Annotated in this window: 12 protein-coding genes; 2 read left to right on the top strand and 10 right to left on the bottom strand. The window is 35.7% G+C overall.

Going from position 1 to position 15,460, the window contains the following annotated elements; genetic code table 11:
* Window positions 1–14 precede the first annotated feature (14 nt).
* The 9 genes from pafA to AYC65_RS13875 form a co-directional block, all read right to left on the bottom strand.
* The gene (gene pafA, locus AYC65_RS13835) at window positions 15–1,655 is read right to left on the bottom strand and encodes an alkaline phosphatase PafA (protein ID WP_034868689.1); all 1,641 of its coding nucleotides are present in this window, start codon (window positions 1,653–1,655) and stop codon (window positions 15–17) included.
* 16 nt (window positions 1,656–1,671) lie between these two features.
* Window positions 1,672–2,922, bottom strand: coding sequence for a dicarboxylate/amino acid:cation symporter (locus tag AYC65_RS13840; protein ID WP_034868668.1), 1,251 nt, complete (start codon window positions 2,920–2,922; stop codon window positions 1,672–1,674).
* 92 nt (window positions 2,923–3,014) lie between these two features.
* Window positions 3,015–3,380 (bottom strand): septal ring lytic transglycosylase RlpA family protein, encoded by a 366-nt coding sequence (locus AYC65_RS13845; RefSeq protein ID WP_052114650.1) that lies wholly within the window; start codon window positions 3,378–3,380, stop codon window positions 3,015–3,017.
* 211 nt (window positions 3,381–3,591) lie between these two features.
* Window positions 3,592–4,896, bottom strand: a complete 1,305-nt coding sequence (gene rimO, locus AYC65_RS13850) for a 30S ribosomal protein S12 methylthiotransferase RimO (protein WP_034868665.1) — start codon at window positions 4,894–4,896, stop codon at window positions 3,592–3,594.
* Window positions 4,897–5,009: 113 nt separating this feature from the next.
* Window positions 5,010–6,197: an ETX/MTX2 family pore-forming toxin gene (locus AYC65_RS13855; RefSeq protein ID WP_034868662.1), complete on the bottom strand. Its 1,188-nt coding sequence runs from the start codon at window positions 6,195–6,197 to the stop codon at window positions 5,010–5,012.
* 49 nt (window positions 6,198–6,246) lie between these two features.
* Window positions 6,247–6,810, bottom strand: coding sequence for a hypothetical protein (locus AYC65_RS13860; protein WP_034868659.1), 564 nt, complete (start codon window positions 6,808–6,810; stop codon window positions 6,247–6,249).
* 89 nt (window positions 6,811–6,899) lie between these two features.
* Complete coding sequence (locus AYC65_RS13865; RefSeq protein WP_034868656.1) at window positions 6,900–9,284, bottom strand: TonB-dependent receptor; 2,385 nt, start codon at window positions 9,282–9,284, stop codon at window positions 6,900–6,902.
* 225 nt (window positions 9,285–9,509) lie between these two features.
* A complete protein-coding gene (locus tag AYC65_RS13870; protein WP_024568565.1) occupies window positions 9,510–9,848 on the bottom strand; it encodes a hypothetical protein in 339 nt (112 codons plus the stop codon).
* A gap of 49 nt (window positions 9,849–9,897) precedes the next feature.
* Window positions 9,898–10,878, bottom strand: coding sequence for a hypothetical protein (locus AYC65_RS13875; protein ID WP_034868654.1), 981 nt, complete (start codon window positions 10,876–10,878; stop codon window positions 9,898–9,900).
* Window positions 10,879–10,997: 119 nt separating this feature from the next.
* Here AYC65_RS13875 and AYC65_RS13880 point away from each other — a divergent pair, with 119 nt between their 5' ends.
* Together AYC65_RS13880 and AYC65_RS13885 are read left to right on the top strand one after the other, a co-directional pair.
* Window positions 10,998–12,149, top strand: coding sequence for a formylglycine-generating enzyme family protein (locus tag AYC65_RS13880; RefSeq protein WP_034868651.1), 1,152 nt, complete (start codon window positions 10,998–11,000; stop codon window positions 12,147–12,149).
* A 20-nt stretch (window positions 12,150–12,169) separates the two neighbouring features.
* A complete protein-coding gene (locus AYC65_RS13885; protein ID WP_034868648.1) occupies window positions 12,170–13,687 on the top strand; it encodes a sulfatase family protein in 1,518 nt (505 codons plus the stop codon).
* Between the two features lie 47 nt (window positions 13,688–13,734).
* On the opposite strand, the gene AYC65_RS13890 is transcribed toward AYC65_RS13885, so the two are convergent.
* On the bottom strand, window positions 13,735–15,456 hold the full coding sequence (locus AYC65_RS13890) for a RagB/SusD family nutrient uptake outer membrane protein (RefSeq protein WP_034868645.1): 1,722 nt from the start codon (window positions 15,454–15,456) through the stop codon (window positions 13,735–13,737).
* Window positions 15,457–15,460: the final 4 nt, after the last annotated feature.

The following is a 15,460-nucleotide window of genomic DNA, read 5'->3' on the forward strand; positions in this document are numbered from 1 at the left end:
ATATTTTTGATCGTTTATCTTCCTATAACTTCGGTAATTGGTTTACCAACAGCACCACTAGGGAACTGAATTTTAAGTAAAGACGAAACAGTTGGTGCAATATCCGTCATATGGTATGGCTGATTGGATTCTCCCTGCTTGATGCCCCATCCCATAAAGAGTAAAGGAATATGTGAATCATAAGAGTTCCACACACTGTGCGTTGTTCCTTTTTTGGAATATGCTGAAAGATATCCGTCTTTAGAAATGATCTGAATATCTCCGCTTCTTTTCCAGTTATAACCATTGATTACTCTGGACTTTATCGGTTCCGGGATTGAAGCTTCTGTTATTTCTTCTGTACTAAGAACATACAGAACAGAAGGTTCATTTTTAAGCTCTTCCATTACATAATCTCTTACATCGTCCAGCTTCAATTTGCTATCTGCTAAAACTTTTCTGTCGAAATAAACCTGATAGTTCATCGCGGCTGCAATTATATTATCAGCACCGAATTTTTGTTTCAGCTTAACGTTCATTTCTTTTTTCATGTCTTCCACAAAGAAGCCTGTCGGCATTTTATGTGCCTGCATAAAGCCTACAGAATGTGCTGCACCATGATCCGCAGAAAGGAATACAAGGTAGTTTCCTTTTCCAACCTTTTTATCAAGGTTATTGAAGAAGTCAGCTAAATCTCTGTCTAATCTCAAATAAGTATCCTCAACTTCTATAGAGTTTGGACCGAAGTTGTGTCCTACATAATCCGTTGAAGCCAGATTTACTGTAAGGAAATCGGTAATATCATCAGCTCCCATTTGGTTACCATCAATTGCAGCATCTGCCATCTGAAGAGTTAAAGTATTTCCAAATGGTGTAGTACGGATTAATCCTTTTTTAGCTTCATAATCTTTAGCAAGATCTGTATAAGGGAATGTAGGTGTTTTCTTACTTCCTAATAGACCTTCCCACTCTACATTATCTTCTGAACTTTCAGTATACTGATTAATTGGCAATAGTGTATTCCAACCGTTAGCAATTAACTGAGCCGGAACATTTTTATTATTAAAGTCGTTTACCCATTTAGGTAATTCTTTAGTATAGTATGTACTGGTAATAAACTTACCTGTTGTATCATCGAACCAGAAAGCTCCTGTCGGGTTGTGCCCTGCAGGCAGAATCGATGCTCTGTCTTTCAAAGAAACACCTACAACCTTAGAAGTAAAGTTTGTTGCTAATCCCAGCTGATCCGTTACAGTTGTAGACCAAAGATTTCTTGGTGAATGCTGTCCCATAGCATTAGAAGTAGTTCCTACCGGTTGTACCGTTTCATCGGATGTACAGTAAACACTTTTCCCTAATTCTTTATCATACCAGTCGTTTCCTGCAATCCCGTGAATGGAAGGAACTGAACCTGTAAAGATTGAGGTATGCCCGATTGCTGTTACTGTAGGTACATAGTCTATATGAACATTATTTAACGAATAACCGGTATTCAGCATTCTCTTAAAACCTCCTTCACCATACTTGCTATAATAACGGTAAAGATAATCCCATCTCATCTGATCAACTACCAGTCCTACAACAAGTTTAGGTCTTGGTACAGCATTAGTTTTTTGGGCTCCCAGCATTCCTGATACTACAAGAACTCCCAGCAACCACTTCTTCGGTGTTAACATGATTATTTTTAATTTATTATTGTATACTTTCCTGCTCTACTGCAATATGCCCTTCCCATTTATCTACAGCTGTTGTAGCCAAAGCATTTCCTAATACATTGGTCATACTACGAGCCATATCACAAAAGTGGTCGATTGGCAGAATTAAGGCAATACCTTCTGGCGGAATACCAAACATAGAACATGTAGCCACTACTACAATCAGCGATGCTCTTGGTACACCCGCAACACCTTTACTGGTAAGCATTAGTACCAATAACATTAGTAACTGCTTTTCAATAGGCATATGAATATCATATACCTGAGCAATAAATAAAGATGCAAAAGTCATATACATCATACTACCATCCAGATTAAAAGAATAACCCAAAGGAAGTGTAAATGAAATAATCTTATTCTGTGCTCCGAATTTTTCTAATTCTTCTACAAGTTTTGGGAAAACTGCTTCAGAACTAGTTGTTGTAAATGCAATTAATAAAGGTGTTTTTATATGTCTTAATAAGTCTTTTAGTCTCTTTCCTAATACCAGATAACCAACCCCAAGTAGTACGGCCCATAGCGTTGCAATACCCAGAACGAATGCCAGTAAATAATGGGCATATAGGGTAAATATTTCGAAACCGTATTTTGCAACAGCTGCTGCAACGGCTCCCAATACTCCTAAAGGCGCAAACCACATAACATAGTTTACCATGATTAATACAACGTGAGCTATTTTGTCCAGGAAGTCTGTTACCATTTGTCCTTTTTCACCATAGGCACCTAATGCAATCCCAAAAATTACAGAGAAAACTACAATCTGAAGAATCTCGTTTGTGGAAAAAGCTTCGAAAATACTCTTTGGCACCATATGGTTGACAAAGTGTTCCAACGTAAAGTCGCTTTGTGTTTTTAATAAGTCTCCTGCATCACTTACATTCATTACAATATCAGTCCCTTCTCCTGGTTTCATAATGTTAACCAGTACCAGACCTATTAATAATGATGTTAAAGATGCCGTAATGAACCATGTCATTGCTTTAGCACCAACACGTCCAACCATTTTCATGTCCCCCATTTTAGCGATACCTACTACCAATGTAGAGAATACTAATGGCGCAATAATCATCTGTACCAGACGAATAAATAAGCTGCCTAAAAGTTTAATGTTTTTGGAAAAAGTATCGATAGTTTCCTTTGGATAGTTAAAGTGAACAATGGCTCCTATAATTACACCCAAGATAAGGGCGGCGATAATAGAAATAAAAAGTTTATTTTGTCCTTTCATAAAATTGTCTCTCCTGCAAATATAATTTAATTTTCTTGTAGTTCTGATTTAGTATGTATTAAATAAAAAACCTCTGTATATGAGGCTTTTCTTTATTCTAATACCCTATAAGTGACTTTCAGTACACCCTTTCGTACATCTCCTAATTTCTTAAAAGCTGACTTCGTAATATCGAAGGCTCTTCCTTTATGAAGATATCCTCTGTCATTTACTTTTACGGTTACTGTATCTCCTGTGGCAACATTGGTAAGCAATACTTTGGTACCGAAAGGAAGATTTGCGTGTGCAGCGGTTAGTTTACCATTATCGAAAACTTCACCACTGGAAGTCTTGCGCCCGTTAAACGTGTCGCTGTAATAAGAAACTGTTGTTGACTTTTCTTCGCCTGACTTCATATTACTAACCGTACCACAAGCAATTGCCGGCAGTAGGGTTAACAGAAATATAACTCTACTCATTCGTTTTATCAATTTCATACAGGAGCCAAAAATAAGCATTTTTATTTTGACACGTTTTCACACTCTTTTTTCACATATAAACAAACTAATAATCAGTATTTTAACAAAAATAAATATCCAATTTACAGCAAACAAAAAGCCGGAAGACTAATCTTCCGGCTATGGTAAAGGGTTATCCCTTGATTCTATTATTTAAGTGTAGAATAATATATTAGTCTACAACTTCTCCGTATAAATCGAAATCGTCGGCAGAAGTAATTTTCACATTAACAAACTCTCCTACACTGATATACGTATTTTCAGCAGGTACTAAAACAGTGTTATCAACATCCGGAGAATCGAATTCTGTTCTTCCGATAAAGTAGCTTCCTTCTTTTCTATCGAACAGACATTTGAAGGTCTTACCAACTTTTTCCTGATTTATCTCATATGAAATTTGCTGCTGAACTTCCATAATTTCTTCTACACGACGTTCTTTAACTTCTGCAGGAACATCATCTTCATAAATAAATGCACCTGTATTTTCTTCGTGAGAATAGGTAAAACAGCCTAATCTGTCAAAACGCTGATCTCTTACCCAGTTTTTCAATTCTTCAAAATGCTCTTCAGTTTCACCCGGGAAACCTACGATAAGAGTTGTTCTGATAGCCATTCCCGGAACTTTCTCACGGAACTTATCCAATAAAGCATTGGTCTTCTCGAAAGTAGTTCCACGTTTCATACGCTTTAGAACATCATTATTAATATGCTGAAGCGGAATATCTATATAGTTACAGATTTTAGGTTCTTCTTTTATAATTTCCAGTACATCTTCCGGGAAACCTGTAGGGAAAGCATAGTGCAGACGAATCCACTCAATTCCTTCCACTTTTACAAGCTCTTTCAAAAGATCACCTAATGCACGTTTTTTATAAATATCTAATCCGTAGAATGTAAGATCCTGAGCAATAAGAATTAATTCTTTTACACCATTCTTAGCCAAATTCTCAGCTTCTTTTACCAGATTTTCTATCGGAGTAGAAATGTGATTACCTCTCATTAAAGGTATTGCACAGAAAGTACACGGTCTGTCGCAGCCTTCAGAAATTTTAAGATAAGCATAATGTCTTGGTGTTGTAGTAAGACGCTCTCCTACCAATTCGTGACGGTAATCTGCGCCTAAATGTTTTAGCAAAATTGGCAGATCGCGGGTTCCGAAATACTGATCCACATCCGGAATTTCTCTTATCAAATCCGGTTTATATCTTTCGGAAAGACAGCCTGTAACGAAAACTTTTTCTACAGCACCCTGATTTTTAAGATCTACATATTCCAGAATTGTATTAATACTCTCTTCTTTAGCATTATCAATAAATCCACAGGTATTAATTACAACAATATCTCCCTTGTCTTCATGAACCACCTCTTTGCCATTGGCTTTAAGCTGCCCCATCAATACTTCGGAGTCATATACATTCTTGGAACACCCGAGTGTTACAATATTAATTTTCTTTTTGTTAGAAGATTTTGTCCGCATTTGTCAATTTTCAATTTGCAAAGATACGAATTTGAAATATGAAGTAAAAAGTATGGGGCGTGAAACCTAAATGCTTCACCCCCCATAGCTTGTTAAATTACACAAAAAAATATTTACAGTTTGTATAGTGTTTTAGGAACTTCACTCAACACTTTTTTAGCAACGATCGAGTTTGTATCTAAATTACGCTGCTCCAACGTAACTTTAATATCTGTACACGACACTCCATTCCATGTTCCTTTTAAAGTAATTAATTTACCAGTATTTTTACCTCGTAGTTTAGCAGTATAATTTAGGTTAATTAAATATCTACCAACTGTAGCAGTTGCAGTAACACTAGTTCTTGGAGCAATGACAATTGGAAAATTATAAGTTTGTGTATCCTCCATACTTTCACTTTTTCCATAAGTTGCAGAATAATTAGTATTCACTGTAGTTGTGATTTTTTTTTCAGCAATGATAGGAATCCCAACTTTAATTGTTCCATTAACATTTAATGATCCTCCTGTCGTTTTGGACCAGTTAGAAGAAAATGATGCTCTTTTAGAAAACCCAGTTGTCATACTTTGTTGTACAGAGGTATTATTCGAATAAAACCATGTTGTAATGAAGTCTGGCTGCTGAATCATTGTCCCTGTATCCGGATTATCATATTCTAAGCTAATAATTTCAAAATCATCAATAGGTCTTATTTCAAATTCCTGTTTTCCCTGACTAAGATATTTATCTACAAAAATCTTACTTGCATCAGAATTCCCTATAACTCCATAGGTTGTAATACCATTGTCTCTATATCTTATCCCTGTATTTTGTAAGATATAAGCATCAGGATGAACAGTACTTCCTCCTAAAAACTGCCAGAAAGTTCCTCTAAAAGAGTTGTCTCTTATCTTAGGAATCAAAGAATTCGTAGCAGGATTGATACCGGTAGTTAAAACGTACTTTTGTCCATTGATAAAAGTATATATTGAAATCCCTCCATTTGATTCAGACGGAAACTCCAAATAGAATTTTTGATTATCTGAGTTATTTTGTTTTTCAAAAGTTGCATTACGATTCGTTCCTTGTGTCGTAAGATAAAAATTGCCATTAACATTTTCTTTAGATATAATATTAACAGGATAATCTTTTAGTTCTAAAAAAGAGCTACTTCTGTCTTCTATAAAATTCCCGGCATTCTTTAGTATACTTGCAGAAGCCTGTAGAGCATTTTTTTCATTTTTAATTTCATCTTCTCTTGAACAAGAAGATAAAAGGATTAATATAATGGATGAAAATAGTAAGCTAATTATTTTTTTCATTTTAATTTAATTTATAATATTTATTGTGATTATGTTATATTGTAAAAGGTTATTTTGTTATACTGTATTTTCCTTCAGCATCTGTTTCACCACCTGTATGAGTACCCCACTCAACACCATTTTTAGCTTCCGATACTGTTACCGGTTCATGATATAGAGTAACGATAACTTGAGTCCCATCCCCTGCTTCTGCTCTATTAACTTTCCAACGTGTCTTTAGTCCTACTTTTGCACCATCCTTACGTGTTGAAGAAGCATCATCTGTTCTTGTTAACTCAATATCCGACTTAGTGAAATTAAAAACTATAAAATGTTCATTTATAGCCTTCTTAATTGCTTCAGTTGCATCTTCATTTCCATTTAAGAATGAAACTGACACATCATAGCTATGACCATCCTGTAATTTAATTTTAGGAAAAGCAGTACTATTTTGTTGGTAACTGTAAACAGCGGTTGTTTTATCCGCCATGTCAGTTACATTTAAAACAACATTAGAAATCGTCTCTTGATCTAGATCGTCTTCTTCCACAGAACCTCTGTTACATGATAAAGACACTAAGCTTAAAACTATTAATAAAACACTGATATTAAATATTTTGAATATATTTTTCATTTTGTTATAAATTTATTTTTGTTATTGAAAGAAATATAAATGGTTACAATTAACATAACCTCCATGTATATTTAATCTTTAACTGATGATTAAAAATTGTATTTAAGATTTAAGATAAAATTGCGCCCAGCTTCATAACTAAAGAAACGCAGTCTGTTGAGATAATCTTTATAGTTAGTATTTAAAAGATTATTCACAGTAAGTCCTACAGAAAAGTTTTTATAAATATCGACTCCTGCCTGCAGCCCCCAAAGATTGTATGCTTTTGGAGGAGTTGAAAGATCCAATGTTGCTATATAAGCTTCCCCTTTATCATCATACAAAGTGATGTCTATTGGATTATATGGAAATCTGCTCTGACGGAATACCTGTCTGTTATTCACATTGAAGTAGAAATTATTCCACTCCGGCTTATTAAACTCTATAGCATTGTAAACATTAGTTGGTGCCATCAGGATTAACGGGACATTATTCGTCATATCCTGTCCGTATAAATAAGCTGCACGGCCTTTGTATGTTAAATTAGAAGTAAGCTTCCAGTTAATATCTAAGTCTGCACCAAACATTTTGGCATCAATCTGTTGATAACTCCATACCGGGAAAACACCACGAATTGTATTCTGTATTCCTGTAGGAACTTCGTTGATATAGTTTTTGGTATAGAAGAAATATGGATTCAATGAGATTTGTAATCCTTGCAGAGCATTAATTTTGCTTTCGATTAACAAATTAAACTGATTACCAGTTTCATTTTTCAAACTCATATCACCAACTTCTATCACCGATGCTGAATGGTGTAATCCATCGGAGAATAGTTCTGCAATATTTGGCGTTCTGCTTACTCTGGAATAATTAAATTTCAAATTAAGTGCTGAAGAGGGTTTATATTCTACCCCGGCACTGAAAGAAAAATTATGATAATTCAGAACCGGATTTGTAAGTGTACGGTTCGCTTTTTCTTTTACTTTAAATTCCGGGTATAGAGCCGCATAACGATTATTCCAATCCGAAGTATCATACCATTTTTGTACATCATATCTGTTAAAATCGTATCTGGCAGATGCTTCAGCATTCCATTTTGAATTGAATTTATATTTAAATATGGAATAAACACCGCCTGCATATTTATCATAATTAGGAATCAGTCTTCTGGCTTTAGTAGCCGGATCTGAATAATTGTTCTGATAGGTTCCGTCAATTCCGGATTCCAGACTCCAGTTATCTTTATTCAGCAAATGATTAATATTAACCTGATTTGTAATCAAAGCCATATCCAAAGCTGGTAGCTTATTAAGATCCCCAACGCGGACATCATATTCCTGTCGGTGATTGTACTGGAAACTATAGGTTAAAGACAGTTTTCCAAAATTTTTAAAATCATTATAAGCATTAAATTTCACCAAATGATGTTCTACAACCTGTTTAGGATTATCTATATCATAGCTGAAATTTCTTTCATAAATTGGACGAGGAGCATTTACAGCTTCATAAAAATCTTTTAAACTTCCAATATGTGAACCTCTGAAAATACCAAGATTTTGATTAGTTAGATAGTAATCTATAGAAAATCCTCTATGTGCATTTTTCTTCTGGATTCCAAAATTAAAAGAACTCGATTCTAATCCGGTATTCATTAATCCGTAGTCAGGTGCCTTAAGATCTCCTAATTTATTATAAGCTCCATTAGTATTAATTGCCCAGCCATTTTTCCATAGCTTCAGAAGGTTTACATTAACTCCACCGCCTCGGCCATTAGACTGTCCATTTAGCGTTACACTACCTTCCAGTGTATCTTTTTTAGGATAAATTGCTGGTTCAAGCAATACAACCCCACCAATAGCATCACCACCAAACTTTAGCGCCGAAGCTCCTTTTACCACATCTATATGCTGGTAATTATTAATATCCACATTAGGAGCATGCTCTACACCCCATTCCTGTTCAGCCATCTTTACCCCGTTATTAAGGATTGCAACACGGCTCCCGTACATACCATGGATAATAGGTTTTACAATATTATTACCAGTTTTTAATCCTTCAACTCCGGATATATTTGTTAACAGATTCCCCAGATTACTGGCCACATTTCTGGAAATCATATTTTTATCCAGAGAGCTAACAATCATAGCACCTGGAGTACGATGTTTTACATTCAGCACTACAGTTTCTATATCTTCAGCTCTATGCTCCAGATTAATTTCAAGTTTGAGATGCTTATCTACTTTCAGATTTTCTTTGAATGCATCAAACTTTGGATGTGTAACCACCACTGCATATTCTCCGCTATTTATTTTCAGAGAAAAAACGCCTTTAGCATCAGATATTGCTTTAACACCTCCAATATTAATCTGCGCCTGGGCTATTGGAGAGTGATTATCTGAATCTTTTACCGTCCCCTGTACGGTAAAGCTGCTTTGCGCATAAGACATTACCATACCACATAGCAGCAGGAATGTCGTCATATATTTTGACATAATTTTACCTTAATTTGTTTTAGAACGTGTCTGTTGTAATGATGTACATCAAATTCGCCAGCATTGCTGATAGCTTATTAGATTATAGTATACGGCCATATTGTTATACTCAAGAAATAATGAGCAAACTACATATTCATACGCTACGACATGAATACATCTTACCAATACACAATTCAACGTTTCTACTTTATGCGACTGTAAGAATACAAACCGCTGTATACGCTAAACAAACGGAGGTCCCCGTAAAGAAAAATAGGTTTTTGCTTCTAAGAAGAATTTTTGCTGATAGAAATAAATTTGTTCCGCAAAAATCTGAGAGCTGAATAACTCTAATGAAAAGTCAAAAGATTCATAAATCTGATGGCTTCCCATAAGATGACAGGAAAGACAGTCATTAACATTTGGCTGGAAAGATTTTTCCATTTTCACTTTAGTTCCTGTACCAAACGTAACATCTGCTTTGTGGGTATGCAAAAATCCCGCAAAGAAAACTACGAAGGCGTATATGCCAACGATAATCCCTGCTACAAGCTTTTTATATTGCCCGGAATCTTTTTGCATTGCACAAATATAATAACTTTATGTGAGTTATATCAATCTGTGGAACAATCTAATGATTAAATATATTTGGAATTACAATTTTTTCAGGTTTTTCATCACTATACATAATATCAATATAGCCTTCCCTACGCAGTGCCGGTATATCAATCAGTTGTACAACCTTTTTATAAAAAGCCTGATAAACAACCCCTTTCTCATTTGCATAAGAAACATCGAATCTTACTTCCGGCTGATCGTTCACCAGAAGTCCGGTTTGTCTTACATTTCTTATTTCTGCAGAAACCATTTTGCCGGCATACAATAATTTTTGTTCCCATTTTTTCCCAAACATCAGAGGCTTGAGCAAAAACTGATAGACAGCAACGAAAAGTAAAATCATAAAACCGGTAAAAATAATCGGATGCATGAAAGTAAGAAATTGCCATTCATGCCCTTTCGAATCCCGATCGTAAAAATAAATATACAATCCCACAACATAAGCCAACAATAAGACAAATCCCAACAGCCTATACAGCATACCGCTGTTGTTATATTTTGTTTGTTGTCCTTTCAGAATAAAATAAGGTGTATGCTCTACATTTCTGTTCAGCAGAATATCTATTTCTTTACCTTTTGCAAATCTGTTTTCTTCCGGCTTAATATCCACAAAAAAGTGACTGTCTTCAATAGGATAATTATTGAGATTATTAAATCGAAGATTTAGCTGCAATAATTGCTGGTTTTTTAATGTTTCATTTTTCAGTATAACCTGACTTGTAATATTAGCTTTTCTTTCAATGCCGTTTTTAGCAATATCCTGTATCACTTTCTTATCTTTTACAGGCTGTATTAAAGATTGATTAATAAAAAACCAGAGAATATATCCCCAAATAAGAACTGATAATCCTAACCAGAACCATGACCAAAACAGTGAACTTTCCGGCATATAAGTATCTGATGATTCATCAGTTGCCATGTAGATAATAATGGGAAATGGTATACAAAAAAATAAAAGATACAGTCCCCAAAAGATGAGCATTCCTTTCTTCATACTTAAATTTCTTTACTAAAATAACACTTTTAACTGTAGTTTAGTATGTACAACCGGAAAATGTGGATAAGTAGGAAAACAAGATTTAATAGAATATTTGCTATTTTTGAAAAAAAACCATGACCTCTATTCAACGGCTAATCTGTATCTGCATAAGCTTGACAGGAGTTACATATCCCGGTATTGCAAACGGACAAACAAAGACTACAAAGCTTTCCTGCTGCGAAGTTTCCGGTAGCAAAGCCCGGCAAATTACTTCACAAAAAAAAGCAAACTCACCTGCTACAACAATTTCATTAAAAGAGAAAAGTTCTGCAGACGTAACGAACAAAATGGCTTTAATTCCTGCCGGTATTTTTATAATGGGTTCTAATGGTGATGAATGGTCTCGTAACTGGGAGGCACCTCAGCATAAAGTTTCGGTAAAGTCCTTTTATATGGATACACATGAAGTAACCAATGCTGAATTCGAAAAATTTATAATTGCCACAGGCTACATGACTACAGCCGAAAAACCTGTCGACTGGGAAGCATTGAAAAAAGAACTACCACCTGATACTCCTAAACCTTCAGATGAGGATTTAATGCCTGGATCTATGGTTTTTGCTTCTCCTGAGACGGTAAACGGATTAGAAGATTACTCGCAATGGTGGCGTTGGGTAAAAGGAGCTGACTGGCAGCATCCACTTGGTCCGGGAAGCAATATAAAAGGTAAAGAGAATCATCCGGTTGTACATGTTTCTTACTATGATGCTGTTGCCTATGCAAAATGGATCGGAAAGCGCCTCCCTACTGAGGCTGAATGGGAATGGGCTGCACGTGGTGGTTTAGATAACAAAATTTATCCGTGGGGAGATGAACATATAAGCAGTAGTTCTCAAAAAGCCAATTACTGGACAGGAACATTCCCTATAAAGAACACCGAAAAAGATGGTTATTACTATACTGCACCGGTTGGATCATATGCTCCAAATGCTTATGGTCTTTACGATATGGCCGGGAATGTTTGGGAAATATGCTCAGATTGGTTTAGTGAAAATTACTATCAGTCTTTGCAAGGAAATCAAATAACCAAAAACCCTGCAGGACCATCGAAACCTTATTACCCCTCCGAACCTTTTGCTAACAAAAGAGTGGTACGTGGCGGGAGCTTCCTTTGTAATGATTCGTACTGCGCCAGCTATCGGGTTTCTGCAAGAATGCCTTATTCAGAAGACACAGGCATGGTACACACAGGTTTCAGATTGGTAAAAGATCTTGAAACCAAATAAAAAACTAAAACTAATTAACCATGAATAAAATCTTAACTGTGCTTTTGGGTTTATTGGCAATAGCCAATATTAATGCCCAGAAAAGCAAAAAACCAAATGTCCTTATTATTTATACGGACGACCTGGGTTATGGAGATCTCCGTTCATACGGAGCAAAATCTATTAACACTCCCAATATTGATGCTCTTGCAAGTAATGGGTTAAAGTTTACCAATGCTTATGCAACAAATGCTACCTGCACACCATCGCGCTATTCACTTCTTACAGGAACATATTCCTGGCGCAGGAATGATACTGGAGTGGCCAATGGTGATGCTTCCCTTATTATTAACGAGGATACTTATACATTAGCCGATCTTTTCAGAGATTCCGGATATGCTACAGGAGTTATTGGCAAATGGCATCTTGGGATAGGCGGCAAAGAAGGACCGAACTGGAACGGAACATTAAAACCGGGACCTTTAGAACTGGGCTTTAATTATTCTTATATTATGGCTGCTACTCAGGATCGTGTACCATGTGTGTATATAGATGGACATCAGGTAGAGAATCTGGATCCTGCCGATCCTATTACGGTTAATTACAAAGGCCCAATTCCAAATGCTAACATACCGACATATAAAGAACATCCGGAATTATTGGAGATGACTTCTTCTAACGGGCACAACAATTCCGTTATAAACGGAATCGGACGTATTGGTTACATGTCCGGAGGAAAATCTGCAATATGGGATGACTACAGTATGAATGAGCATTTCGCAGACAAGGCCAGTAAATTTATTACCGAGCACAAAGATGAACCCTTCTTTCTGTACTATGCTACTCCGAATATCCATGTGCCCAGAACCCCAAATAAAAAGTTTGCAGGAAAAAGCGGAATGGGACCACGTGGTGATGTTATTCTGGAATTGGATTATTGCGTAGGCCAGGTCATTAAAACATTAGATAGTTTAGGCATCAGAGATAATACACTTATTGTTTTCAGTAGTGACAACGGCCCTGTAATAGATGATGGATATAATGATCAGGCAAAGCAACTCTTAGGCAACCATCGTCCGGCAGGAAACCTTAGAGGTGGTAAGTATAGCATATTCGAAGGTGGAACCCGAATTCCTTTTATTGTAAATTATCCTAAAAAAATAAAAAAAGGAGAAACCAATACACTAATCAGTCAAATTGATTTGTTTGCATCTTTTGCATCTCTGAATAAACAAAACTTAAAACAAGGACAGGCTTTTGATAGTTTCAATATGCTAAATCAGTTATTAGGAAAAAGCAAAGAAAACAGACCATATCTGATAGAAGATGCATATGGAATTGCCATTATTAAAGACTCCTGGAAGTATATTAAACCTAATAACAGAAGTTCGTATCTAAAAGAAACGGAAACCGAATTAGGTAACAATCCCCAGCCTCAGCTTTATGATCTCCGAACAGATGAGGAAGAAAAAATAAATATTGCAGCAAAGCACCCCGAAAAGGTAAAAGAACTTGCTGCTCTTTTAGATGAAGTTATGAAGAAACCTATAACTCAATAAATACATCAAAAATAAAAACCGCTTCTTTTGAAGCGGTTTTGTTATAGTTACCAACCTGGGTTTTGTTCAATTTTAGGATTCTTAGCAATTTCAACCGTTGGCAAAGGCCACAAATAATCTTTCTTAGGATCAAATTTTCTTGAAGTAGCAGGCTGCAGTATAATATACTTGCTCGAATCTACTATAGTAGATGTATCCCACCCTCCTGTCGTAATATATTCAGTAAACAAATAACTACCATATAATGTTTGAGGTAATTCTGTTTCTGCTGTTTTCCATCTGATTAAGTCCCAATAACTAAACCCTTCATAAGCTAATTCTATCCTTCTCTCTCTTCTGATTTCTTCTCTCATATCTAATCCATTAGCCGTTACAAAAGCATTATTTAATTTCGCCATAGAAACATAGTTAGGAGCAGCATCTGTACCGATATTAATTTGTGGCAACCTTGCGCGAAGCAGGTTCACTGTCTTATCTAAATCGGAATCTGAAATAGTACCATTAATCTCATATAATGCTTCTGCATAAGTCAACAGTACTTCTGCATAACGCAATATTGGACGGTCTATGAATGATCGTTGATATGTCCAATCATTTTTATTAGCATATTTTCTAATGCCATAACCACTTCTTTGATATGTTGGGTTTGGAGTTGTATAATCAGATGTCGCAATAAATTCATCACCTCTTTTGAAAAGAGTAAATGACATCCTAGGATCTCTTTTCTTAAAGAAATCTGCATGTGTCATAGTTGCATCTGGTGTTTTATATAAAGGAGATTTAGTAATTGGCAGTCCGTCTGCCATCAAATATCTACTTACAAAATTATTCGTTGGAACAATATAACTCCCTTCATAAATACGTTGTGTAAGATGAGAAACTACATTATTATTTGCATCTACTCCATAAATACGTACTATAATATTTTCTTTATTAGCTCTTCCATCTCCTTTTTCCTGAAAAAGATTATAATATGCGTCATTTAGCTGCTGTCCATTAGTACCAACCGTTGGAGTACTAAACAAGGCATGCTGTCCGGAGTTCATAACCTTTTCAGCACATTCCTTCGCTATATTCAAGTGTTTTGCGGGTGTTCCATAGCCATGATATTTACTTCTTGTACCTTCAAATAATGCAATTCTTGCCTTGAATGCTAAAGCAGCGGTATTCGAAATCCTACCATATTCGCCCGCCGTATTTAGCTGATCTGGTGTTCTAAGAACGCTTATTGCATAGTCCAGGTCGCTATAAATGAGATCTAAAACTTCATCTCTTGTTGCACGGGGTTTAAATACATCGGGATCATCAATCTGCATGGTCTTAGTAATAAGAGGAACTCCTCCAAATCTTTTAAACATTTCAAAATAATACCATGCTCTGAAAAAACGAGCTTCTCCAACATATTGATTAACCACTGTAGCATCAGCACCTTTGGCAATTACTTTAGGAGCTTTTTCTATTAAATTATTTGCCTGAAAAATACCATAATAGCTATAATCACTACTGCTCGTGGGAGCAACTCTTGACCCATCACTTATGTTATTAGCATTATTATTAGGATATGCATCCGCAGACCAGTTATCATTAGTCTCCGCAAGCCCTGGTAAAGTTGTATAAAAATAATTTGCGGCAAGTCGTACATCAGATGCTGAATTCCAAAAATTACCATCTGAAACTGATGTTTCAGGAAATCTATCTGTATTACATGAAACCACCGAAGTCAATAATGGTAATGTCAATAAACTTATATATATAATATTTTTTTTCATTTTT

Source organism: Elizabethkingia bruuniana, assembly GCF_002024805.1.
In the GTDB taxonomy this organism is placed as follows: Bacteria; Bacteroidota; Bacteroidia; order Flavobacteriales; family Weeksellaceae; genus Elizabethkingia; species Elizabethkingia bruuniana.